This window comes from Spirillospora sp. NPDC047279 (assembly GCF_040643285.1).
Classification (GTDB): domain Bacteria; phylum Actinomycetota; class Actinomycetes; order Streptosporangiales; family Streptosporangiaceae; genus Spirillospora.
Map to the genome: position 1 here is coordinate 26,079 of NZ_JBEYUA010000006.1, position 23,491 is coordinate 49,569.

16 protein-coding genes are annotated in these 23,491 nt (G+C 74.1%); 4 read left to right on the forward strand and 12 right to left on the reverse strand.

Annotation, left to right across the window (positions count from 1 at the left end; translation table 11 throughout):
* Positions 1–95: 95 nt before the first annotated feature.
* Both ABZ810_RS16415 and ABZ810_RS16420 read right to left on the reverse strand, forming a co-directional pair.
* Entirely contained in the window at positions 96–1,922 is a 1,827-nt protein-coding gene (locus tag ABZ810_RS16415) for a hypothetical protein (RefSeq protein ID WP_358403706.1), read from the reverse strand.
* A gap of 114 nt (positions 1,923–2,036) precedes the next feature.
* Positions 2,037–3,404, reverse strand: coding sequence for a carotenoid oxygenase family protein (locus ABZ810_RS16420; protein WP_358403708.1), 1,368 nt, complete (start codon positions 3,402–3,404; stop codon positions 2,037–2,039).
* A 170-nt stretch (positions 3,405–3,574) separates the two neighbouring features.
* On the opposite strand from ABZ810_RS16420, the gene ABZ810_RS16425 reads away from it, so the two are divergent.
* Entirely contained in the window at positions 3,575–5,446 is a 1,872-nt protein-coding gene (locus ABZ810_RS16425; protein WP_358403709.1) for a protein kinase, read from the forward strand.
* 159 nt (positions 5,447–5,605) lie between these two features.
* On the opposite strand, the gene ABZ810_RS16430 is transcribed toward ABZ810_RS16425, so the two are convergent.
* Both ABZ810_RS16430 and ABZ810_RS16435 read right to left on the reverse strand, forming a co-directional pair.
* Positions 5,606–7,678, reverse strand: coding sequence for a fibronectin type III domain-containing protein (locus ABZ810_RS16430; RefSeq protein ID WP_358403711.1), 2,073 nt, complete (start codon positions 7,676–7,678; stop codon positions 5,606–5,608).
* Positions 7,679–7,915: 237 nt separating this feature from the next.
* Entirely contained in the window at positions 7,916–8,890 is a 975-nt protein-coding gene (locus ABZ810_RS16435) for a pyridoxal-phosphate dependent enzyme (protein WP_358403713.1), read from the reverse strand.
* Between the two features lie 122 nt (positions 8,891–9,012).
* On the opposite strand from ABZ810_RS16435, the gene ABZ810_RS16440 reads away from it, so the two are divergent.
* Both ABZ810_RS16440 and ABZ810_RS16445 read left to right on the forward strand, forming a co-directional pair.
* Positions 9,013–9,936, forward strand: coding sequence for a DUF5996 family protein (locus ABZ810_RS16440; RefSeq protein ID WP_358403714.1), 924 nt, complete (start codon positions 9,013–9,015; stop codon positions 9,934–9,936).
* A complete protein-coding gene (locus ABZ810_RS16445; RefSeq protein ID WP_358403716.1) occupies positions 9,933–11,588 on the forward strand; it encodes an alpha/beta-hydrolase family protein in 1,656 nt (551 codons plus the stop codon). The genes ABZ810_RS16440 and ABZ810_RS16445 overlap by 4 nt, the downstream gene beginning before the upstream one ends.
* 38 nt (positions 11,589–11,626) lie before the next feature.
* Here ABZ810_RS16445 and ABZ810_RS16450 read toward each other — a convergent pair whose 3' ends face one another.
* The 4 genes from ABZ810_RS16450 to ABZ810_RS16465 are packed head-to-tail and all read right to left on the reverse strand — an operon-like array spanning position 11,627 to position 18,279.
* Entirely contained in the window at positions 11,627–13,876 is a 2,250-nt protein-coding gene (locus ABZ810_RS16450) for a DUF3488 and transglutaminase-like domain-containing protein (RefSeq protein ID WP_358403717.1), read from the reverse strand.
* Positions 13,873–15,006, reverse strand: coding sequence for a DUF58 domain-containing protein (locus ABZ810_RS16455; protein WP_358403718.1), 1,134 nt, complete (start codon positions 15,004–15,006; stop codon positions 13,873–13,875). Before ABZ810_RS16455 ends, ABZ810_RS16450 begins: the two co-directional genes overlap by 4 nt.
* Positions 15,006–15,995 (reverse strand): MoxR family ATPase, encoded by a 990-nt coding sequence (locus ABZ810_RS16460; RefSeq protein ID WP_358403720.1) that lies wholly within the window; start codon positions 15,993–15,995, stop codon positions 15,006–15,008. The genes ABZ810_RS16455 and ABZ810_RS16460 overlap by 1 nt, the downstream gene beginning before the upstream one ends.
* A 19-nt stretch (positions 15,996–16,014) precedes the next feature.
* A complete protein-coding gene (locus ABZ810_RS16465) occupies positions 16,015–18,279 on the reverse strand; it encodes a hypothetical protein (protein ID WP_358403722.1) in 2,265 nt (754 codons plus the stop codon).
* 414 nt (positions 18,280–18,693) lie between these two features.
* Here ABZ810_RS16465 and ABZ810_RS16470 point away from each other — a divergent pair, with 414 nt between their 5' ends.
* Positions 18,694–19,449, forward strand: coding sequence for a M50 family metallopeptidase (locus ABZ810_RS16470; RefSeq protein WP_358403723.1), 756 nt, complete (start codon positions 18,694–18,696; stop codon positions 19,447–19,449).
* 123 nt (positions 19,450–19,572) lie between these two features.
* Here ABZ810_RS16470 and ABZ810_RS16475 read toward each other — a convergent pair whose 3' ends face one another.
* From ABZ810_RS16475 to ABZ810_RS16490, 4 genes are all read right to left on the reverse strand, one after another.
* Positions 19,573–20,208, reverse strand: a complete 636-nt coding sequence (locus ABZ810_RS16475; RefSeq protein WP_358403724.1) for an FMN-binding negative transcriptional regulator — start codon at positions 20,206–20,208, stop codon at positions 19,573–19,575.
* Between the two features lie 201 nt (positions 20,209–20,409).
* Positions 20,410–21,516, reverse strand: coding sequence for a glycosyltransferase (locus tag ABZ810_RS16480; protein ID WP_358403726.1), 1,107 nt, complete (start codon positions 21,514–21,516; stop codon positions 20,410–20,412).
* Complete coding sequence (locus tag ABZ810_RS16485; RefSeq protein ID WP_358403727.1) at positions 21,513–22,262, reverse strand: polysaccharide deacetylase family protein; 750 nt, start codon at positions 22,260–22,262, stop codon at positions 21,513–21,515. The genes ABZ810_RS16480 and ABZ810_RS16485 overlap by 4 nt, the downstream gene beginning before the upstream one ends.
* The gene (locus ABZ810_RS16490) at positions 22,259–23,458 is read right to left on the reverse strand and encodes a glycosyltransferase family 1 protein (RefSeq protein WP_358403728.1); all 1,200 of its coding nucleotides are present in this window, start codon (positions 23,456–23,458) and stop codon (positions 22,259–22,261) included. The genes ABZ810_RS16485 and ABZ810_RS16490 overlap by 4 nt, the downstream gene beginning before the upstream one ends.
* Positions 23,459–23,491 lie beyond the last annotated feature (33 nt).

Sequence of the window (23,491 nt, forward strand, 5' to 3'; positions counted from 1 at the left end):
GCCGGTCGCGCGCCAACCGGCTGAATCTCGTTCGGTGCACCCCTAGTGTGCCCGATCGCGGTAAGTGCGCGCTGACCGGCCTGGCGTGACGCGGGTCAGCCGGTCCTGGCGGTCAGCACGACCGGGTCGGACGGGCGTTCGGCGGGCTTGGGGGCGGACCCGACGAGCAGCCTCTTGGCGATCTCGGGCCGGCGGACCGGGCCGGTGGCGCGCGGGGTCAGGCCGCGCGCGGCGGCGGCGACGTAGTACCAGCGGTCGGACGGGGCCTGCCACCACGTTCCGCCGGCCGGGCGGCGCGGGTCGCACATGCCGGCGGCGTGCTCCTCCTCGTCCGCCAGCAGCGCGGCCTGGCTCACCGTGCCGCCGTCCGCGTAGGTGAAGCCGCCGCAGGCCCAGTCGGCCTTCCCGCCGCCGTGCGGCAGCGACCCCGTCCAGAAGGTCCAGGCCCCCGCCTCGGCGACCGGCCGCGTGGGCGCCGGGAGCAGGCAGCCGAGCCGGTCCCAGACCTCCACGCTGGACGTCTTCAGCCGAGCGGGCTTCGCCGGGACCTTGGCGGGCTTGGCGGGCGCGGTGGCCGTCGAGGAACGGTAGGTCAGGACGACCGGGCGCAGGCCGCCGAACTCGCCCACGGTCCGGGCGCCGTCGCCGCCGGTGATGTCGAGCAGCGGGCCGCGCCCGCAGCGGGTCCGGACGGTCACGGGGGCCGTCACGCCCTCGGCGACGGCCACCTTGCGCCCGGCGGGCGTGGTCGCGCCCTTGTCCCAGGGCGCGAGCAGGTAACGCCCGCCGCCGAGCGCGATCGGGTTGGACGCGTCGCCGCTCACCGCGAACACCTCAAGGATCCCGCGCCCCGATCCACCGCCCCCCGTACCCCCGGCCCCGCCGGCCGCCGGGCTCTGGGGCACTTTGGTGTTGGGCACTTTGGCGTTGGGCACCTTGGCGTTGGGCGTCTTCGTGGCGGATGCCGGGTCGGCGGGGGTCTTGGGACGCTGGGTCTTGGTGGTGGGAGCCGGGTTGAGGGCGGGCGTCGGATTGGCGGTGGGGTTGGGGTGGACGTTGGCGGGTGGGGCGGTGGTGTAGCGGGCCATGTGGGCACCTTGGCGAAGGAGGGCGGTGGGGGTGCCGTTGATCCGGCCCGCGAACAGGAGTTGCGCCTCGCCGGACAGGCGGCGGGCGCCGGGGCGGCGGGTGCCCGCCCAGGCGTCGAGGGCGCGGCCGGTGAAGGCCCTGTCGGCGGCCAGGTCGCCGCGCGCGGGCCAGACGTCCAGGCTGTGCGGGCGGCGGGTCCAGGCGTCCGGGGCGGAGACCATCAGGCGGACGTTGCGGGCCTCGGCCGCGGGCGTGCCGCCGAGGACCGAGCCGCCGCTCTCGGTCACGATCAGCGTGCCGATCAGCGCCGTGGTCAGCGTGGCGGCGGCGAGCGGGAGGACGGGACGGCGGCGGGGACGGCGGACCGGCGCGGGTTCGAACGGCTCCGAACGGGCGATCGCGGGCAGGTCGGCCGCGTCGGCGTCGTCGATCACGGACCAGGCGTCGCGGACGCGCAGGGCGATGAGCTGGTCGCGCACCTCGTAGCGCGGCAGGCCCTCGATGTGGCGCAGCACGTACGCGACGCGGACGCGCGGTTCCATGCTCGCCAGGGCCTTGGTGAGGGCGGGGTCGGGGAGCTTGGCCGGCAGGGCGCGCAACCACGGCCCGAGGCCGACGCGGAGCCGCCAGGAGGGCCGCATCGACCGGCGCAGCACCCTGGTCCGCTGCCGGGCGACGTCGCCGCGGCGGGCCATCACGCCGTCGACGACGCGCTGTGCCACGGCGAGGCGGTAGAACCGCTTGCCCTTGCCGGGGAGAACGAAGTACGCCAACCGGACTAGGTCCCGATACTGCGACTCCGTCGCGGCGCGCGACCTGACATCTTCCGGCATCGAGCCAACTCCTCTTTGACCTGCTGAGCGAACGACGGTCAGAGATTAAGGAGGGTGCTCGCGCGGTGGCGCGGAATTGGCAGAACGATTAATCGAGGTGGGTGACATCTCCCGCTATTCGCGGACGAACGAACCGTGGAATCCCATGGGAACGTGGTGCCGGAGGTGCGCGACGGCGACCGGCTCGGCCTCCAGGTCGCGGGCGTCCAGCACGAGCAGCCGCGAACGATGCTCGTCCGGGTCGTACGCGAGCGCGAGCAGCCAGCCGTCGCCCTCGTCCGCGTCGTCGGCCCGGGGGACGAAGACCGGCTCGCCGAAACCGTGGCCGGGCGGCAGTTCGTGCACCGTGCGCACGCCCTTGAGGTGGTCGTAGGCGTGGATGCCGACGGCGGCGGGGCCGGTGCGCCCTGCGAAGTAGGTGAAACGGTGCGGGCTCCCCGCCTGGCGGACGTCGGCGTGCGGCAGTTCCATCGGCAGTTCGCACAGATCCTGGGCCTCGACGCGGCCGGACGGGGTGATGCGGCAGCGCATGAGCGCGCAACCCCACGGAAAGTCGCTCGTACGGAAATCCCGGAATGCCGTGGACACCTGATTCCAGTCCGCGAACCGCACGAATTCGACGACGATGTCCGCGCCGTCCTCGAAAGCGTTCACGATATGGAAGCCGAGCAGCGCCTCGTGCTCGACGATCCGCGCCTTGCCGCCGTACCGCGGCACGATCGTGAAGCAGGTGGGCCGGTGCGGCTCGTACCGGAGCCCGTCGGCGATCGAGCCGGTGCCCAGCAGGATCTGCGCGACCTTGGGGATCACCGGGTTGATCACGAAGACGAGATGGCGGCGGGTCAGCGCGAAGTCGTGGTTCCACGGGCTGTAGGGCAGCGAGATCCGCGGCATGTGGTGCAGCCGGGCCCGCCGGTCGACGCGGTAGCAGCGCAGGCTGCGCACCCGGGTGAAGTCCATGCCGAAGTTGAACAGCTCGCCGGTGTCGGGGCAGCGGGACGGGTGCGCGGAGAACGCGGCGGCCATGCTGAGCCGGCCGCCGAACGAGTGCTCGCCGAGCGTCTCGAGGCTCTCGGGGTCGAGGCGGAACGGGCGTCCGCCCTCCCAGAGCGCGAGCAGCTGCCCGCCGTGCCGGATGATCCCGGTGTTGGCGACGTTGGCGGGCGGCCGGAGCATGTTGGCGAGCGCGCCGCCGGGGCGCTGGGTGCCGAGGCCGCGCAGGCCGACCCGGCCGGTGCGCTGCCCGTACCGGTAGTGGCGGGTGCGGACGTACCGGTTGCGGTAGCGGATCCGGCCGTCGCCGCCGAACGCGAACCGCGACACCATGCCGTCGCCGTCGAAGATGTGGTCGAGCAGGCTCTCCCCGACCTGCCAGCGTCCGGGGCCGTTGCGGTAGAGGGTGCCGGTCAGCCCGCCGGGGAGGGCGCCCTCGATCTCGTCGATCTCGTAGTCGTGCTCGTCGTTCAGCGCCTCGTAGATCACCCGGGCAGCGTGCCACGCGGACCATACGTCGTTCAATACCTAACGACTACTGGCGAATGTCCGCCACCGGCCCCATCCGCCCGTCCGCACACGCCCGTTTCGTCCCCGTACTAATCTGGTACCCCCGGGGGAACACCCTCGGCCCCCCATCAGAAGGACCTGCCCCTCTCATGACCGAGGACGTTCCCGGCTACCGGGTCCTGGAGCAGGTCGGCGAGGGCGGATTCAGCGTCGTCTACCGGGCCCACCAGGAGCGCCTGGACCGGGCGGTGGCGCTCAAGGTCCTGTCGATCAGCGCCGTCGACGACTCGGCCATGCGCCGCTTCCAGCGCGAGTGCAAGATCACCGGACGGCTGTCCGGGCACCCCAACATCGTGACCGTGCTCGACACCGGGACGACCCGGTCGGGACGCCCGTACATCGCGATGGAGTACTTCGAGCGCGGCGCGCTCATCGACCGGCTGGAGCGGGAGGGGCCGCTGCCCGTCCCCGAGGTGCTGCGCGTCGGCGTCAAGATGGCGAGCGCGCTGGCGGCCACGCACGAGACCGACGTGCTGCACCGCGACGTCAAGCCACAGAACATCCTGGTCTCGCGGTACGGCGAGCCCGCGCTGGCCGACTTCGGCATCGCACGGCTGACCGACTCGTTCGACCACAGCCACACGCAGGCGTTCACCCCGCACCACGCGGCGCCCGAGGTGCTGGAGGGCAGGACGCCGGGCGTCGGCGCGGACGTCTACTCGCTCGGCTCCACCCTCTACCAGCTGCTGGCCGGGCGGCCCGCGTTCAAGGGCCCGCAGGGTGAGGGCATCGCGCAGCTGGTGTTCCGCATCATGAACGACCCGCCGCCGGTGTTCCAGCGGGCCGACGTGCCGCAGCAGGCCTTCGAGGTCATCTCGCGGGCGATGGCCAAGACGCCCGAGCAGCGGTACGCGACCGCGGTGGAGTTCGCCCAGCGGCTGCGCCGCCTCCAAGCCGAGCTGGGCCTGCCGATGACCGACCTCACCCACAGCGGCGACGGGGGCGGCGGCTTCGAGAACGTCGTCGCGCCGCAGGTCCCGTCCCATCCACGGCCGCCGGCGGTGCCCGAGTGGGCGCCGACGACCCCCCGGCCCGACACGACCCCGGCCGCGCATCTGGCGCCCGAGGGGCCGTCGGCCTTCGACGTCTCCGCGAACGCGCCGACCCAGCTCGGGGCGGCAGCGGCGCGGGCGGGCGCGGCCCGCGCGGCGGACGCCGAGATCGCGGACGCCCGGACGGTGGCCGGCCGCGCGCCGGGCGCCGTCGCGCCGGGCCCTGCCGGTCTCGCCGGCCCCGCCGACCTGGCGGGCGCGGGCCCGGCGGACGGCATCGCCGGTGCGGGCCTGGCCGGTGGCGTCGCGGGCGCGGGCCTGGCGGGCGGTCTCGTGGGTCCCGGCGCGCCCGCCCAGTCCCCCTCCCCCGTCGACGGCGTCGTGCCCGCTTGGCCGCCGCAGGCGGTGGTGACCGGGCCGCCGCACACCACCCAGCCGCAGCCGCCCGGCCAGGAGTTCGACGGCGGGGACGGTCCGCGCCGCGGGCTCATCGTCGCCGCGTCCATCGCCCTCGTCGGCGGGCTCGTGGTGGGCATCAGCGCGCTCGCCCTCACCGGCGGCGACAAGGGCGGCGGCACCGACCCGACGGCTCCCGCGTCCAGCGGCCCCCCGGCGCAGGGCGGCGGCACCCAGCTGCCCCAGGGCAACGCCCCGCTGACCAAGTCGCAGCTGCTGTCCGCGCGCCCCTACGGGCTCAAGGCGCGGGAGATCGGCCGTTCGGTCATCCTGACGTGGCGGCTGCCCCCGAACGCGCGGCGGCTGCCGATCCTCGCGCAGCAGGCCCCGTTCGCCCGCAACGCGGTCGTGCCGCTGCAGAACGGCGCCGTGACCGCCACGTTCTCCAAGCTCAACCCCAAGCTGGGCTACTGCTTCCAGGTGGGTTCCGTGCCGGGCCTTGGCGCCGACAACTCACCGCAGGTGTCCTGGTCCAAGCCCATCTGCATCAGAAACGCCCGCGTCACCTCCTAGAGGCGGACGCGTCAGGTCCCAACGCCCTGCGGCCGGACGCCCCGAGCCCGCACGCCGTAGGCCCGGACCCAGGGATGGCATCCCGGGTCCGGGCCTAGAGGACATGACGCGCGAGCTTGGGCTCACATGACGCGCGCTGAACGCGGGCGCGGGTCAGGCTCAGGAGCAGCGCCACAGCGGTAGGCCGACGAAGTTCCTCCAGCCCGTTCCGGCGCTGCCCGGGGTGTTGGCCAGGTAGCCGATCATGTAGCCGGGGCCGCTGGGCGTGCTGACCCTGTTGTAGAGGTCTCCGGCGAAGTTCGCGCCGGCGGTCGGGTGGGTGTAGTACGCGCCCTTGACCTGGCACAGCACGGTCAGCGTGTGGCCGTTGTCGTTGTAGGTGTAGACGGTGCCGCTGGTGCCGTTGGCAGCGGACCTCGCGTAGGCGTCGGAGCTGCCGTTGTGCTGGATGGCGTACGACCTCGACGGCCCGGTCAGGGTGGCGCTCGTGCTGGTGCCGTCGCCGGAGCCCGCGCCGTTGGCGGCGCTCACGGTGAACGTGTACTGCCCGTTGATCCAGATCGTCCCGAGGGTGGCGCTGGTGGTGGTGACGTTCTTCGTGCCGGACGTGGGGCCGGTCCAGCCGACCTTGTAGCTGACGGCGGCGCCCTGTGCGCCCGCGGGCGCGGCCCACGACAGCCGGGCGCCCTGCGCGGTCGCCTGCGCCTGGATGCCGGACGGCGCGCCCGGGGCCACGCACGGGCGGACGGGGTCGGTGTAGCCGGAGACCCGTTCCCCCGCCCGGCCCTGGGCGTCCTTGTACTGGACGGCGACGCGGAAGCGGTACTCCTGCGCGCAGTCGCCGCCGGAGACGGTGAACGCGTACTCGCCCGCGTTCGGCGCGAGTGCGGCGGGGGCGGCGGTCAGCCCGGCCGGGACGTCCTTGAGGACGTATCCGGTCGGCGAGCCGCCGAGCGCGGGCTGGAAGCCGATCCGCATGGTCCCGGCGCCGGGCGTGACGACCAGCCCGGTGGGCGGCTCCGGAGGGGCGCCGGGCGGCGGTGGCGTGCGGTTGGGCGGCGGCGGGGGCTGCGGCGGGTTGTTCGGTGTCGTCGACGGCTGTTGCCCGCCCTGGCCCTGCGGCAGGCTGCGGCGGTTGTTGCCGCCGGCCACCTGGTCCTCGTACTTGCCGAAGGCCCGTGCGGGGCCGCGGCCGTCGAGGACGACCGCGCCGGACCGCTGCGGGTCGTGCGCCCACAACATGCCGTCCTTGACGAAGACCTCGAGGTCGGCGTTGCGGCCCGCCACCGCGATGGTCCCCTCCATGCCGCCGGTCGCGGTGTTGTAGACGCGCAGCGCGCCGGCCGACTCGTCGGGGATGTAGACCCGGGACCCGAGGATCTGCGGCGCCTGGTAGCGGTGCCGCGGCAGCCGCAGCTTGACGCTGCGGAACTGCGCGGTGCCGGTGTCGAGCAGCACCAGCGAGCCGGTGCTCTGCACGAGCAGCGGCACGGTCTTGGCCTCGGTCCGGGGAGGCACCAGCGTCTCGGCGCCGGTCCGCGTGGCCTGCCGCATGGTGGAGGGCAGGTTGGCGGTGAGCCGCCCGGTGCCGTCCGGGCCGACCATCGTGGCCGTTCCGGCGGTGGCGTTGACCACGACCGGCTCGCCCGCCGCGATCGCCAGCGACAGCCGGTCGCCGCCGGTGCCGACGCGGACCGGCCCGTGCAGCGCGCCACCGGAGAACGGCACGACCTGGCCGGTCTGCGGCGACGGCACCCAGAGCGTGCCCCGCACGTCGACCCCGGCCTCCTCCAGCGGCGGCGCCACCGTGGCGGGGTTGCCCACCGGCGCCAGCTTGACCGGGTCGATCTCCTGCACGACGCCCTTGACCGGATCGACGGTGTAGGCCTTGCCCGCGTTCGCCAGGACCTGCAGCCGGACGCCGCCGAACTGCTGGCTCTGGGTCACCTTGAGCTGGGACGGGTCGATGCGGCTGACGACGCCGGTCGTCTGGTCGACCAGGAGGACGGTGTTGCCGTCCTGAATGATCTTGATGTTGGCCGTGCGGTGCCGCGCGGGCAGCTGCGCCTTGCCGTCGACCTTGGCGGCCGGGCCGTTGACGTGGACGAGCATGCCCTTGGACGTGGCGCCCAGCCAGGCGCCCACGTCCGACAGCTTGTACTTGGCGCTGGCGACTCCGACGCCGTAGACGACGGCGGTCACCACCAGCAGGCCGACCAGTCCGATCGCCACCTGCCCCGTCATGCGATCCCGGCTGAACACGGCGCGCCAGACCCCGCCGTTCCCCTGTCGACTCACGAGTCACCCGTCCCTTTGCCTGAACAGGGGACTTTAGCGGCAATATCATCTATCCACCCCGGCCATGACCAAAACACGCCAAGCCTGGTTTTCCGGTAACGCACCAGCAGCGGGTGTGCCTACAAATCGGCCAAGATGCCCACCGCGACGGCCACCAGGACGGCCACCACGTCAGTCGTCGCGCAGTGCCTCCCGGTAGACGGGGACGGTGATGTTGCGGCCGGAGAGGACGACGACCAGGCGGCCGGTGACCTCGACCCGGCCGGACAGCACGGCGGCCACGCCGGCGGCGCCCGCGCCCTCCACGACCAGGCCGTGCTCGGCGAACAACCACCGCATCGCGGTGCGGAGCTCGGCGTCGGTGACGGTCGTCATGTCCACGTGCCCGCGCAGCACGCCCGGCGTCACGCTGCCCGGCTCCAGGTTGCCGGGGAGCCCGTCGGCGAAGGTGTCGCCGACCTCCACGTCGACCACGCGCCCGGCGGTGATCGAGGCGGAGACGCCCCGCGACACGGCCGACTCGACGCCGGCGAGCCGCACGTCGCCGCGTTCGCGCGCCCACAGGCTCAGCCCGGCGGCGAGCCCGCCGCCCCCGACCGGCGCGACCACCGTGAGCGGGCCTTCGACCTGCGCGTCGAGCTCGCGGCCGATGGTGCCCTGACCGGCGATGACGTGCGGGTCGTTGTAGGGCGAGACGTACCGGCCCGGCAGGCCGAGCGCGTACGCCTCGGCCTCGTCGTAGGTGGCGCCGTGCTCGACCAGCCGGACCGGGTAGGCCCTGATCCTGGCGACCTTGGCCGGCGAGGCGCGGGTGGACACCACGACGGTGACGTCCGCCTTCAGCCGCTGCGCCGCGTACCCCATGCCCAGTCCGTGGTTGCCGGCGCTGGCGGTGACGGCGGGCTCGCCGGGCGGCAGCGCGGCCATGGCGGCGAGCGCGCCCCGGATCTTGAACGCGCCGACGGGCTGGAAGGTCTCCAGCTTGAGCACCGCGCCGGGCGCCAGCGGGGTCGGCACGACCGGCGTGGGCGGCAGCACCGCGCTCACGTCGCGCCACGCCCGTTCCAGGTCAGCGGGCTCCGGTGCACGTACCGGACGGACCGGACTTGCCGGGCTGACCGGGCGCGGCCCGGCGGGGTCGGTCATGACGCCTCCTCGACGGCGGAACGGGAGTACCACTCTGCCCCACCAGCAGGTCTTGCCCTGATCCATGCCAAGGAACGACAAAGCGGTTGGTCCGGAACGCCGTTCTGGGTAGAAGCGCGGTTATGAGCGACGCTTTGCCCGCCCTGCCGCTGGCGGCATGGGAGCCCACCAAGGACACGCTGCATCTCTGGACGCAGATCGTCGGGAAGATCCAGCTCGCGTCGGCGGCACCGCGCAACCACTGGTGGCACACCACCCTCAAGGTGACCGACCGGGGCTACTCGACCGGCCGGATGCTGCACGACGGGGTGAGCTTCACCATCGCCTTCGACCTGGTCAACCATCGTCTGGACGTCCGGGCCGGCGGGCGCGAGGAGGCCGTCCCGCTCCGCGACGGCCTGTCGGTCGCCGCGTTCTACTACGAGCTGGAGGCGCTGCTGCGGCGGCTCGGCATCCAGGTGAAGATCAAGGCCGAGCCGTACGGGGTGCCGATGACCACGCCGTTCGCCGACGACACCGAGCACGACGCCTACGACCGGGCGGCGGTCGAGGACTTCCGGCGGGCGCTGCTGTGGGCGGACGAGGTCTTCCAGGAGTTCAGCGGCTGGTTCGACGGCAAGGCCAGCCCGGTGCAGCTGTTCTGGCACAGCTTCGACCTCGCCACCGCCCGGTTCTCGGGGCGGCCCGCGCCGGAGATGGAGGGCGCCGACCCGGTCGCCCGCGAGGCCTACAGCCACGAGGTCATCAGCTTCGGCTGGTGGGCGGGCGACCGGCAGACCGGCGCGCCCGCGTTCTACTCCTACACCCATCCCGAGCCGGAGGCGCTCACCGGGCAGCCGCTGCGGCCGGACGCCGCGACCTGGGAGCCGACCGGGGCGACCCATCAGGCCCGGCTGCCGTGGGAGGCGGTGCGGGAGGCCGCCGACCCGCGCGACGCGCTCCTGGACTTCCTGCAGAGCGCGTACGTGGCGGGCGCGGTCACGGCGGGCTGGCCGGGCGCGGACCTGAACTCGACCTGGTGCCCGCCCAGGGGCCGCGTGCGGTGACACCCGCCCTCATGTGGCGGCGGCCGGGGCTCGCCGGGGCCGTCGTCGGCCTGGTGTTCTTCTGGTCGTCGCTGACGCCGTCCCTGGTGCCGCGCTCGTGGCTGCTCCAGGGCGTGATCGGCGGCGTCACCGCGTTCATCGGCTACTGCGCCGGCACGCTGGTGTGGGCGCCGGTGCGCTGGGCGCTGGGCGGGCGGTACCCGTCCACGCGGGCCAGGACGTACGGCTGGCGGATCTTCGCCGTGGCCGGGACGCTGATCACGCTGCCGCTGGCGTGGATCGAGAGCGTGCGCATGCAGGGCGACCTGCGCCGCCTGACCGGGCTGCCGCCGGAGAGCGACTGGATCATCCCGCTCGTGCTGCTCGTCGCGGCCGTGGTGGGCGCCGGGCTGCTGCTGGCCGCGCGGGCGGTCCGGCTCGGGACGCTCGCGCTCATCCAGCTGCTCGACCGTTTCGTGCCGCGCGGGCTCGCCTACCTCGGGGGCCTCGCGCTGAGCGCGGTGATCCTCGCCGCGGCGCTGAAGGGCGTGGTGTACGACACGGTGCTCGCGGTCGCCGACCGCACGTCCGCGGCGGCCAACGCCGGGACGCTGCCCGGCATCGCGCGGCCCGGCTCGCCGTTCGTCTCCGGCAGCCCCGCCTCGGCCGTGGGCTGGGCGAGCCTGGGCGCGCAGGGGCGCAACTTCACCGCGACGGCGCCGTCCAGGGAACGGATCAGCGCCTTCACCGGACGGCCCGCGCTGGACCCGATCAGGGTGTACGTGGGCATGCCGCACAAGGTCGGCCATCAGGAGTTCACGGACGAGGCGCGGCTGGCCGTCCGCGAGCTGGAGCGCACGGGCGCGTTCGGCCGGGCAGTGCTCACCGTCGCCGGGACCACCGGCAGCGGATGGCTGAACCCGCGCATCAGCGAGCCGCTGGAGTTCATGTACGGCGGGGACACCGCCATCGCCGCCCTCCAGTACTCCTACCTGCCGAGCTGGGCGTCCTTCCTGGTCGACCGGGACCGCGCGGCACGGGCCACGGCGGCGCTCATCCGGGAGGTGCGGGCCAAGCTGGAGACGCTCCCTCCCGGCGGCCGCCCGAGGTTGCTCGTCGCGGGCGAGAGCCTCGGCTCGTACGGCGTGGAGAGCGCCTTCGCGGGGCTGGACGACCTGCTCGCCCGCACCGACGGGGCGCTGCTCGTCGGCCCGCCGAACGTCAACCCGATCTGGCGCACGATCATCGCGGGGCGCGACCCCGGCAGTCCCGTCTGGCGCGCGGTGTACGACCGGGGACGGGCGGTGCGGTTCGCCCAGTTCCCGGGTGACCTGGCGGCGGCGGGGCGGGAGCGCCCGCGCGTGCTCTACCTCCAGAACGCCTCCGACCCGGTGGTGTGGTGGAGCCCCGAGCTGCTCTTCCAGCGGCCCGACTGGCTCGACCTGCCGCGCGGGCCGGACGTCTCGGCGGACGTGCGGTGGTTCCCGCTGGTCAGCTTCTGGCAGACGACCGTCGACCTGATGCTGGCGTACGGGCCGCCCGCCCCGCACGGGCACGAGTACGGCACCAACGCGGTGGAGGGATGGGCGGCCATCGCGGGCCCGGACGGCTGGACCACCGGCGACACCGCCCGCCTGAAGGCCATGGTCGAGTCGGAGCCCAAGCCCTACTGACCCGCCCGCACCGCCCCCGGCCCCGACGCAGGGGCGTGCTAGCGGGGGCGGAGGGATCGGGGGTGGAGGCGGCGGAGCAGGCGCCGCGGGAGGCCCGCCTTGGCGGTGACCAGCCGTCCGACCTGGTCGCTGTGCTCCCACGCCGCGTCCGCCGCCCGGGGGTCTGCGGCCCCGGCCGAGAACCGGCTCCGGTTGACCAGGTCGGCGAGCGGCCGCAGATGTGCCAGGGCGGCGTCGCCCAGGTTGCGCGCGCCGAACCGGGCGACCTCGTGCGCGGTGAGCGTCCGGGCGGTGGCCAGGCCCACGTCGTGCAGGTGCTCCAGCGTCTGGTGCCACGCCCCCGCGATCCGTTCCGCCGGCGACCCCGAACGGCGCCGCCGCCTGCGCAGCACGGGCGCGATCAGGACGGCGAGCAGGTAGCCGAGGACCAGCAGCACGACCCCGGCGACCGGCATCGTCCACACCGGGATGCCCAAGCCGCCGTCGGCTCCCGCCTTGGGCGGTACGGGCGGGGCGGACTTGCCCGGGTTGTTGCCGCGGTTCTGGTTGACCGCGTTGCGCTGCGCGTTCTCCAGGCCCTGCTTGGTCTCCCCCGTCGCGACCGTGCTGTCCTTGGACCGCTTGGCCTGAACGGGGATCGGGTCGAACTCCACCCAGCCGTACCCGTCGAGCTTCACCTCGGGCCAGACCATCACGTCCCCGGACCGGATGACCCGTTCGTCGCCGACCAGCGTGCCGCCGGTGAAGCCCACCTTGACCCGGGTGGGGAGGCCGAGCGTGCGTCCCAGCAGCGCGTAGGCGGTGGCGAACTGCTCGGGCGTGCCTCGGCGGCTCTCGCCGAGGAAGTAGTCGAGCTGCCGGTAGCTGTGGCCGGGCGGCGCGCTGACGTCGTACCGCGCGTACTTCTTCAGGTGGTCGGCGAGCATGGCCGCCTGCTGGCCCGGGGAGGTGGCCCCGGCGGTGGCGCGCTGGGCGAACGCCCGGAACTCCGCGATCTGGACGGGCGCGGCGGTGGCGCCCGGCCCCCAGGGCAGCTCCGTCGCCGCCTTCGCCTGGGCGTCCTGGGCGACGCCCGCCCCGCCGAAGTCGGCGTCCTTCCACGTCCTGACCTGGGCGTCGACCTGGTATGCCTGCCCGGCCTTCAGCTGCTGCGCCGACGCCATCGTCCCGCTCTCCGGGTCGACGACCACGCCCAGGCCCTTCACCAGGCGGGGCCGGTCGGCGGCCGGCAACCACACGCCGGGCAGCTCGCGGATCGTGATCGTCTGGGAGAGGGGCAGGCGTTCGCCGGGCTCGGGGTCGGCGGGGACACGGCTGCCGGTCGGCGTGAACCTGGCCGCGGACGACCAGGTCACGCCGTCGAACCTGTCCAGGACGACCAGCCGGAACGGCTCGGGCTTGCCACCGCGGGCGCTGAAGAGGATCTGGTTGCCGCTGTGCAGCCAGCCGCCCACCCGGTCGAGGGGGCTGACGCTGTCGCGCTGCTGCGGCGGCGGGGCGGCGACGTTCTCGCGCGGGTTGTACGGCTCGGCGTTGACGGGCAGGTGGGGGCCGGTGACGAAGGCCAGCCCGCCGAGCGCGGCGGCGACCGGCAGCCCGAGCAGGACCGGCCGCCAGTCCGCCCTGGCGCCCGCCCCCGCGCCCGTTCCAGTGCCCGCCTCGGAGCCGGCCCCGGAACCTGTCTCTGCGCCCGCCCCGGCACCTGCCTGGGCACCTGCCTGGACGCCCATCCGGCCGCGGATGAGGACGAGCACGACGATCAGGACGACCGTCGCGGCGACGAGCGGGAGGTTGGAGCCGGGGCCGTCCACGCCGAGCATCAGGGCCACGCCGAACACCGCGAACGCGGGCAGGCACGGCGCGGCCCGCAGCGAGGTGCGCAGCGACAGCTCGGCTGAGGCGAAGGCCGCCAGCCACACCAGCACGTGGACGAGCACCAGGAACTCGGGCTTGGCCGGTGCGGGCAGCAGGGTGGTGAGGATCGACTTCCACGAGCTGAGCACGCCCTCGCGCAGGGCCTGCGGCAGCGTGCCGCCGCTGAGCGCGGGCCGCAGCACGGTGACCGCGACCGTCGCCGTCCAGCCGATCACGGTCAGGACCAGCGAGACCCACAACGGCCAGGGCCGGTCGGACCTGGGACCGGCGAGCGCGGCCGACAACACCGTCGGGACCGTCGCGGCGACCGCGACGACCGGCACGACCGGGCCGAAGCCGAAGACACGGTGGAACGCCAGCCCGGCCACGGCGGCCAGGCTCGCGGTCACGACGAGCGAGAGATACCGCCTCATCGCCGCCTCCCCAGGTACTGCCACGCGTTCGCCAGCGTCTCCAGGTCGCCGAAGTCGACCAGGTGCACGCCGGGCGGCGCGACCGCCTCGCTCTCCGGCCTGACCCGCAACACCACGACCCGGTCGAAGCGGCCGCGCACCGTCGCGATCCGGCCGAGGTCGGACCGTCCCGACGTCACCACGACCAGCGACCCGCCGGGCCGCACCCGGCGGACGACGTCGAGCACCGGCTGGGCGCCCGCCGCGGGCATCACCCTGGTGAGGTGGTCGAGGACCGCCTCGGCGTCGTCCGGGCCTCCCCTGGTGTCGGCGACCGGGCCGCCGCCCGCCAGGATCCGTACCGGGAAGTTGGCCTGGCAGGCGCCGACCGCGACCGAGGCCGCCGCGTCCACCGCGAGCTCGAAGTCGTCCTGGTCGGCCCAGGCCTCCGGCTGCGCCTCGATGACCAGCGTCGTCGTCGGCAGGCTGGCGTCCACCAGCTGCCGGACCATGAGCGTGCCGGTGCGCGCGGACGACTTCCAGTGGATGTGCCGCATCTCGTCGCCGATGACGTACTCGCGCAGCGCGTGGAACGTCGTCGTGCCCGCGGGGGACTTGTCGCTCGTCGGCCCCTCCAGGTGGTAGGCCCGCCCCGAGGGGAGCAGCCCGAGCTGGACGGTCTTGGGCCGCACCAGCAACGTCTCGGGGCGGCCGAACTCCCGTACGCGCCGGGCCAGGTTCAGGGGGTCCGCCCGCACCAGGCGCAGCGGCCCGACCGGGATCTCGCCGCGCCGGCCGGTCGGCAGCCGGTAGGTGACCGTCCGGGTGCCCTTGGCCCGCAGCCGCGGGATGTCCACCGACACCGGCGTCGACCCGGCCGTGTCCAGCCCGGTCAGCCCGCCGCGGATGCCGCGTCCCCGGTTGGTCACGTGCAGGACGCCGGCGGCGGGCTCGCCGCGTTCGACCTTCAGCGGCGAGATCTCGCGCCTGATCTCCAGCTTGGGCCGCGGCAGCGTCCACACCACGGCGCCGGCCACCGCCAGCAGCCCGGCCAGCGCCAGCATCGCGGGCTCGGGGTAGCCGAGCCACCAGCCCGTCCCGTACAGCGCGACCCCGGCCGCCGCGGTCCCCCACCCCAGCGGAGTCAGCATCAGACGGCCGCGGCCTGGGGTGTCGGCACGTTGGCCAGCACCTCGCCCACGACGTCGGCGCCGGTGCGGCCGCGCAGCTCGGCCTCCGGCGTGACGATCAGCCGGTGCGCGATCACGGGCACGGCCAGCGCCTTGACGTCCTCCGGCACGATGTACGAACGCCCGGCGGCCGCCGCCCGCACCCGCGCCGCCCGCAGCAGCGCGAGGCTGGCCCGGGGGCTGGCGCCCAGCCGCAGCTCGGGGTGGTCCCGGGTCGTCGCGACGACCCGCACCACGTAGTCGTACAGGGGCGCGGCGACGTGCAGCCGCGACGCGAACTCGATCATGCGGCCGACGTCCTCGCGCCCGACGATCGGCGGCATCTTGTCGAGCATGGCCCCGGTCGGCATGCCCGCGAGCACCGCCACCTCGGACTGGTGGTCGGGGTAGCCCATCGAGATGCGCATCAGGAACCGGTCGAGCTGGGCCTCCGGCAGCGGGTACGTGCCGTCCATGTCGACCGGGTTCTGGGTGGCGATGACCATGAACGGGCGCGGCACCGGGTGCGGGGTGCCCTCCACCGTGACGCGGCGCTCCTCCATGACCTCCAGCAGCGCCGACTGGGTCTTGGGCGAGCCGCGGTTGATCTCGTCCGCGACGACGAGGTTGGCGAAGATCGGCCCGGGGTGGAACTCGAAGGTGCTCTTGCCCTGGTTGAAGATCGAGACGCCGGTGATGTCGCTGGGCAGCAGGTCGGGGGTGAACTGGATGCGCGCCCAGCGCGCCTCCACCGACGCCGAGACGGCCCGCGCCAGCGTCGTCTTGCCGACGCCCGGCACGTCCTCCACCAGCAGGTGCCCCTCCGCCAGCAGGCAGATCAGGGACAGCTCCACCTTGTCGCGCTTGCCCCGGATGACCCGCTCGATGTTGCCGGCCAGCGCCGCGAACATCTGCGCGAACCGCGCCGCCAGCGCCTCCCCGTCGGCCATGTTGGTGTGGTTGTCGGTCACCCGTCCTTGCTCCCTCGCGTCAGGCGCACTCGAACATCGTTCCGCCGGGCTGGCGCGGCCCCTCCATGAGCGTCACGCTCAGGTAGGCGGTGCCGCCGTTCCAGTTGATCCGGTTCCACCAGACGCTCGTCTCGCCGGTCTCGGACTCGGTGACGCTCTCCCCGCGGATCTGGCAGATGACGGTGATGTCGATGTACTGGCCCTGGTTGATCCGTCCGGCCTCGCCCGTCTTCCTGGGCTGCGGCCGGATGATGGTGTTCGTCTGGTTGTTGGCCTTGTTTCGGTGAACCGACGTCTGGTAGGCGAGGTTCACCGAGGTGGTCGCCGTGGTCTCGCCCGCTCCGTTGCGCGCCCGCACGGTGATCTGGTGCGTGGTGTTGTTGGCCAGCCCGGTGACGTTCGCGCTGGTGGCGGTGCCGGCGTTCTGCGTGCCGCCCGGTGAGGTGACCTCGAACGTCACGCCGCGCCCCGTGCCGCCGCCCCACCGGACCGTGGCGCCGTGGTTGACGGGGTCGGCGCTCAGGCCGGTCACCGCGCCGGGCTCGTTGCAGGGGCGCGCGTTGGCGAAGGACTGCGAGAGGGCCTCCTTCTCCTGCCCCTGCTCGGTGTACCTGGCCGCGACCTTGAACGTGTAGTCGCCCGCCTGGCAGGCGAGGCCCTCGACCACGAACTGGTACGGCCCGCCCGGCCCGGCGGTGGCGGTGCCCGGGTACGGGGTGCCCTGGTCGTTGGTCACGACGTAGCCGGTGACCGCGCCCGAGTCGGCCCCCGGGACGAAGTTGACGGTGATGTCGCCGGAGGCGGGGTTCGCCTGGGCCTGGACCGACTCGGGCGCCTTCGGGTTGACGCAGGCGGCGGTCCGGTTGCTGAGACCGTGGCTGCCGTTGCGGACGGCCTTGCTGCGCGGGTCCTGGTAGCGCACGTGCACGCGGAACTGGAACGTCTGCTCGCACGGCAGGTTGCCGACGGTGAACTGGTAGGGCTGGCCGCTCGCGGGCACCGAGGCGGGCTGGGCGCCGGGCACCGCGCGGTTCTGCGCGTCGGTGAGGACGTACTCCGCGGGCAGGATGCGGTTGTAGCCGGACGGCACGAAGTCGACCTTGATCGTGCCGTTCTCCCCGGTCGCCCGCACGCCGCTCGGCGCGGTCGGGGGCTGGTCGGGGCCGGGCTTGCGCGGCCCCTGGTTGCCGGGACGGTCGCCGCCCTGGTTGCCGTTGCCTCCGTCACGGCCGCCGCGGTCGCCGCCGTCGCCCTGGGACGGGATGGGGCGCCGCTGGCCGCCGGGGACCTTGTCGGTGTACTTCTGGATGGGCTTGGCGACGCCGTCCGGGCCGATGGCCACGGCCTTGTCGCCGTCGGGGTCGTTCGCCCACAACATGCCGTCCTTGACGAAGACGTCGATGGCGCCGGGGCGGCCGGAGACGCGGACCGGGCGCTCGATGCGGCCGGTGGCGGAGTTGTAGACGATGAGCTCGCCGGCGGTCTCGTCCGGGATGTAGACCCTGGACCCCAGGACCTGCGGGGCGCCGAAGGCGTGGCGCTGCGGCAGGCGCAGCCCGGCGGAGGTCAGCCGTCCGGTGCCGGTGTCGAGCAGCACCAGGGAGCCCGCCGCGCCGAGGATCGGCAGGGTCTGTCCTTCGACCCGGGCGGGGACCTTGGGGGCGCCGCGGACCGAGGAGAGCAGCGCGACCTTGCGGACGCCGCCGGAGCCGACGATCGCGGCCGTGCCGGTCGTGGTGTCGAGCACGGTGGGGACGCCGGCGACCATGGAGAGCTGGAGCTCGGCGCCGGGCCGGGCGACCTCGGCGGGGGCGCCCTTGACGCCGTTCAGGATCGGCTGGAGCGTGCCGCTCTGCGGCAGCGGGACCCACAACGTGCCCCGGGCGTCGAGCCCCGCCATGTCGAGGGGCGGCGGCAGGGCCACCGGCTGGTTGACGGCGGCCAGGCTGACCGGGTCGATCTGCTGGACGGCGCCCTTGGCCAGGTCGACGGTGTAGGCGACCCCGTCGGCGGCCGCGATCTGCACGCCGGGGCCGAAGGCGCGGCTCTGGGTGACCTTGAGCTGGGACGGGTCGATGCGGCTGACGACGCCGGTCGCCTCGTCGACCAGCAGGACGGTGTTGCCGTCCTGAATGATCTTGATGTTGGAGTTGCGGATCCGCGCCGGGAGCTGGGCCTTGCCGTCCACCTTGCCGAGCAGGCCGTTCGCGTGGACGATCATGCCCTTGCCGGTGGCGGTGAGCCAGGCGCCGACGTCGGAGACCTTGTAACGTGCGCTGGCCATGCCGACGCCGTAGACGAGGGCGGAAATGATCAGTACGCCGACCAGCCCTATCGCGATCTGGCCCGTGAGCCGGTCACGACGCAGCAGTCCCTTTAAGACCGCCCGCCGACCGGCGGATCCCACCCCGCTCACACCCCGTCACCCTCTCCCCGGCACGCCCGAGCACACTGTCGTTCTGACCTGGACGAAGCGTCACTTTCGGCGCGAAGTGCACCTTAGTGCGTCTGAATCCCACAAGATAACGGGGGTCCAGCCGATCCGCCCTGCGAACCGATAAGAGTGGCCGAATCAGACGTCCGTTCCCGTGACTCACCTCACACCGGCGCACACGTCTCATCGGAACGGCCTGAACGGAACCGAACGCGCCACTTATCCGGAACGTCCTAACCTTGTGACGCCGAACGACAACCCGGGGTGGACGTGGAACAGGTAAGCATCTCCGAGCTGTGGGACCGAGTGACGGGCACGCAGCCGACCCCGCCATGGTGGCTGGTCATCCTGGTGGCGCTCATCGCGCTCGCCGCGGTGGTGCACGGGCCGACCTGGCGGGTCGCCCGCAACGTGGTGACGATCGCCCACGAGGGCGGGCACGCCCTGATCGCGCTCGTCACCGGCCGCAAGCTGGACGGGATCAAGCTGCACTCCGACACCTCGGGCGTCACGGTGTCGCGCGGCAAGCCGCACGGACCCGGCATGATCTTCACCGCGATGGCCGGCTATCTGACGCCGCCGCTGCTCGGGCTCTTCTTCGCCGGCTTGCTGGCCGGCGGCCGGATCACGCTCATGTTGTGGTTCTCGCTGGCGCTGCTCGGCGCGATGCTGGTGATGATCCGCAACGCGTACGGCGTGCTCTCCATCCTGGCGGTCGCGGCGGTGATCTTCGGTGTCTCGTGGCTGGGCGGCGCCAAGACGCAGGCCGGGTTCGCCTACCTGGCCGCCTGGTTCCTGCTGTTCGCCGCGGCCCGCCCGGTGGTCGAGCTGCAGCGCATGCGCGCGCGGCGGATGGCCCCCAGCTCGGACGCCGACCAGCTGGCGCACCTGACGGGCGTCCCCGGCCTGGCGTGGGTCGGCCTGTTCGCGGTCGTCGCCCTGCTGGCGCTCGGGGCCGGCGGCCTCCTGATGGCCCCGGAGACCCCGCCGCTCCCCAACCCGCCCGGCTTCAGCCAGTAAGCGCCGAACGACGGGCCCTGCCGGTGCGGCGGCCTCTGCCGGTGCGGCGGCCTCTGCCGGTGCGGCGGCCTCTGCCGGTGCGGCGGCCTCTGCCGGTGCGGCGGCCTCTGCCGGTACGGGCGGTCAGTCGGCGAGGTGACGGCGGCGGAGGTGGGTGCGGGCCCGCAGGTCCGCGGGCGACCCGCGTTCCTCCAGGCGCGCGGCGATGCGCTCCTTGACGGGGCGCTTCTTGTTGCCCGCGTACTTGAACTTCGCCTGGACGCCGGTGACGGTCAGCTCGATCCCGCGGATGCCCGGCAGCAGGCGGCCGTCGGGGTCCGCGTCCACGACCGGCAGGCGCGCCGACTCGGGCGGCTCGAAGCGGGCGAGCTGCCGGTTGAGGATCTCGGTCTTCTCGGCGGGGTCGTCCACGACGCGCACGTCGCAGGCGAGCTGCACGGAGGCGTAGTAGGACGTCGGGACGGCGCGTTCGGCCTCCTGCCCCTCGTCGCGGCCCCATTCGGACGGGGCGTAGACGTAGTCGTCGATCACCGTGAGCAGGGCCCGGGGATGTTCGGCCAGCGGCTCCCACACCGGGTTGGGACGGGCCAGGTGGAGCCAGACCGTGCGGTCCCCGTCGTACAGGAAGTGGGTCGGCACCACCACGGGCAGATCCCGGCCGCGGCCGGGCGCCACGAGCTGGCCGAAATCGCGCCCCGCGGCGAGCCAGTGCCTCCACTCGGCGTCGTCGAGCGGGGCGTCCCACGGGTGAACGAGCATGACCTCACGGTATCCAGGGGCCGGATGCGGTCAGCCCCCTGCCCTCCCGGACGGATCGGGCGGATCATGCCCCATGGCCCAGAAGAAGCTCGATCGCGCCAAATACCACCGCAAGCGCAAGGCCCGGCTTCGCAAGGGCCGCAAGCGTTCCCGGCCCACGGCGGGCATCGGCCGGGGCCGCTGAGGGCGGACGGCCTCCATCTAGGGCGGCGGTGTTCCGGGGGCGAGGACGTCGAGCATTCCGGTGACGGTGGCGTCCCACGGGTAGCGCTCGGCCCTGGCCCGCGCGGCCGCGCGGCGTTCCTCCCCGGGCAGCCGCAGCACCCTGCGCACGCCGTCGGCGAACGACGCCGCGTCCGGCGGGACGGCGAGGCCCGCGCCCGCTGCCAGCAGTTCGCGCGCGGCGCCGCGGTCGGCGGCCACCACCGGCGTGCCGCAGGCCAGCGCCTCCAGGACGGCGAGCCCGAACGACTCGTACGGGCAGGTCGCGAGCGCCACGTCGGCGCGGGCGAGCAACCGGGCGATCTCGGCGCGCCCGGGCACGTGGCCGTGGAAGCGGACCGGCAGGTTCTCGCGCCGCGCGTACGTGCGCAGCGCCCCCGACAGCGGGCCGTCCCCCACGACGTCCAGCCGTGCCGGGACGCCCTGCCGCCGCAGCTCCCGCAGGGTCCGCAGCGCCAGGTCGGGGCGTTTCTCGGTGGAGAGCCGCCCCAGATGGACCAGCCGCACGCCGCCCCCTGCGCCGGGTTCGTCCGGAGGGGCCGGGTGGAAGGTGTCGAGGTCGACGCCCAGCGGGACGCGGTGCAGCGCCGGGGCTCCCACGCGCGCGAACTCGGCGGCGGCGAAGGCCGAGGTGACCACGACCGCGTCGAAGGCGGCCGTCAGCCGGCGGTTCCAGCGGTCCGCCACGGCTTCCAGCGGCACCCAGGGCGGCGTACGGGGGGCGAGGACGGCGTCGAGGCGCTCGTGGGAGAACAGCACCGTGCGCACGCCGCGGCGCCTCCCCCAGCGGGCCGCCACCGTGAGCGTCGCCTTGTCCGACACTTCGATGACGTCCGGCCGCAGCCCGCCCAGGACGCGCAGCACCGGGCGCGGGTCGAGGACGAACCGGTATCCCGGCGCCACCGACGGCCCGGGCACCGTGATGACCAGGCCCGCCTCGGTCTCACGGCGGGTGTAGGACGGCCCCGGGACGACCAGGGCGCGACGGTGCCCGGCCTCCACGTAACCCCGGCCGAGCCGGTCGACGGCCGTGCGCAGGCCGCCGGACACGGGACTGTAGAGGTTGGCCAGTTGGACGACTCTCACTCCGTCACCAGCGTCTCGTAGGTCACCGGCCTGCCGCCCGCGGCCACCGCCCGGTCTATGGCGGTGAGCGCCGCGCGCCGCAGGCCCGGTCTGGCCAGGTCGGCCGGATGCAGGGCGATGCGGAAAGGCCTCCCGGCCCGGGAGAGCACCCGCGACGCCTCCACCATCAGGCGGGCGCCCGTACGTTCGCCGAAACCGCCCGGCCGGTGCGACAGGGCCGGCATCCGCACGGGCGGGCCGTCCGGCAGGCGATGGACCGCCAGATGGCTCGTCCAGTAGGCGAAGCCGAGCGCGGCCAGCGCCCGGCGGGTGCCGGGGGAGGCCAGCCAGCCGGGCGGCGTGAACCCCACGACCCCGATGTCGGCGTCCGCGAGCGCCTCCAGGCCCGCGCGCAGGCGGTCGCGCGCCTCGTTCTCGGTCAGCGACCAGAACTCTCCCGCGCCGCGGGCGACGAGGCTGTTGACGTGATGTCGCCAGCGCGGCCCGCCGGGGACGCCCTCGTGCAGGAAGCCGTGCAGCGAGAGTTCGTGGCCGCGCCCGGCCGCCTTGTGCGCGAACGAGACCAGGTCGGGGGCGCCGGTGAGCCCCGGGCCGCCGCCGAACGGGCCCGGTATCAGGAGCAGCGTCGCGGGCACCCCACGTTCGTCCAGGTCGTCGAGCCACCGCGCGACCGGTTCGGCGGTGCTCGCCGCCACGTCGTGCACCGACACCACGAACGGGAACCCCTTCCCTGGCGAATCTTTCACGCGACGCTCTCCTCTCTGGCCGCCGCCGCCGCGGCCGCGGCAGCCGCAGCGCGCCGTTCCCGTTCAGGCGCGGCGGGCTCGGTGATCGTGGCCGTCAGGTCCAGGTAGTGGGCGATGAGCTCGTCGCAGACCGCGTCCCAGCCACGCCCCCGCACGCCTTCCAGCGCGTGGGCCGACATGCGCCGCCGCAGGGCGTCGTCGGCGGCCAGGGTGCCGACGGCGGCGCGCATGCCGTACGGGTCGTCCGGCGCGTACAGCAGGCCGTTCCAACCCGGGCGGACGAGGTCGAGCGGGCCGCCGGCCGCGGGCGCGACCACCGGGACGCCCGACGCCAGGCCCTCCTGGACGGCCTGGCAGAACGTCTCGTCGGCGCCGGTGTGCACGAAGACGTCCAGCGAGGCGATCAGCTCGGACAGTTCGGTGCCGGTGCGGAAGCCGGTGAAGACGGCATCGGGCAGCCTGCGCCTGAGCCGTTCCTCCTCGGGCCCGTCCCCGACGACGACCAGCCGGGTCCCGGGCAGGCCGGCCAGGTGGGTGAGCATGCGCGGGCGCTTCTCCGCCGCGAGCCTGCCCACGTACCCCACGAGGACCTCGCCGCCCGGTGCGAGCGCGGCGCGCAGCCCGGCCGAACGGTGGTCCGGGTGGAAGCGGCGCCGGTCGACGCCGCGCCCCCACAGCGCGACCCGGGGGACGCCGCGGCGCCGCAGTTCGGCCAGGACGGGCGTGGACGGGGCGAGGGTGCGGTCCGCCCGCCGGTGCAGGCGCCGCAACCACCACCAGATGAGCGGGCCGGTGCCGCGGAAACCGTAGCGGCGGGCGAAACCGGCGATGTCGGTCTGGAACACCGCGACGCTGGGCACGTCGAGCCGGCGCGCGGCGGCGGCGCCCGACACCCCCAGCACCAGCGGCGAGGCCAGGTGAACGATGTCGGGCTTGAACTCCTGGAGTACGGAGGTCACGCGGCGGGTGGGCAGTCCGAGGACGAACGACGGATAGAACGGCAGGGCGACGCCGGCGACGTACTCCACCGGCGCACCGGCGTAGCAGGCCGGACCGGCCTCACGGGAGCCCCGCCCGGGAGCGATGACGAGGGCCTGGTGGCCCAGGGCGTCGAGGCGTTCGAGAACACGGCAGACCGAGTTGGTGACCCCGTTCACCTGGGGCAGGAACGACTCGGTCACGATGGCGACCTTCACGGCCGAGAGAGTGTCCAGCGGGGCCGACGTTCC

Excerpts from the sequence above, each read along its gene's own strand:
- ABZ810_RS16435 (WP_358403713.1), bottom strand. The coding sequence starts at position 8,890 with ATGACCGACCCCGCCGGGCCGCGCCCGGTCAGCCCGGCAAGTCCGGTC.
- ABZ810_RS16475 (WP_358403724.1), bottom strand. The coding sequence starts at position 20,208 with ATGCTCGTTCACCCGTGGGACGCCCCGCTCGACGACGCCGAGTGGAGG.
- ABZ810_RS16425 (WP_358403709.1), top strand. The coding sequence starts at position 3,575 with ATGACCGAGGACGTTCCCGGCTACCGGGTCCTGGAGCAGGTCGGCGAG.
- ABZ810_RS16465 (WP_358403722.1), bottom strand. The coding sequence starts at position 18,279 with ATGGCCAGCGCACGTTACAAGGTCTCCGACGTCGGCGCCTGGCTCACC.
- ABZ810_RS16450 (WP_358403717.1), bottom strand. The coding sequence starts at position 13,876 with ATGAGGCGGTATCTCTCGCTCGTCGTGACCGCGAGCCTGGCCGCCGTG.
- ABZ810_RS16415 (WP_358403706.1), bottom strand. The coding sequence starts at position 1,922 with ATGCCGGAAGATGTCAGGTCGCGCGCCGCGACGGAGTCGCAGTATCGG.
- ABZ810_RS16440 (WP_358403714.1), top strand. The coding sequence starts at position 9,013 with ATGAGCGACGCTTTGCCCGCCCTGCCGCTGGCGGCATGGGAGCCCACC.
- ABZ810_RS16455 (WP_358403718.1), bottom strand. The coding sequence starts at position 15,006 with ATGCTGACTCCGCTGGGGTGGGGGACCGCGGCGGCCGGGGTCGCGCTG.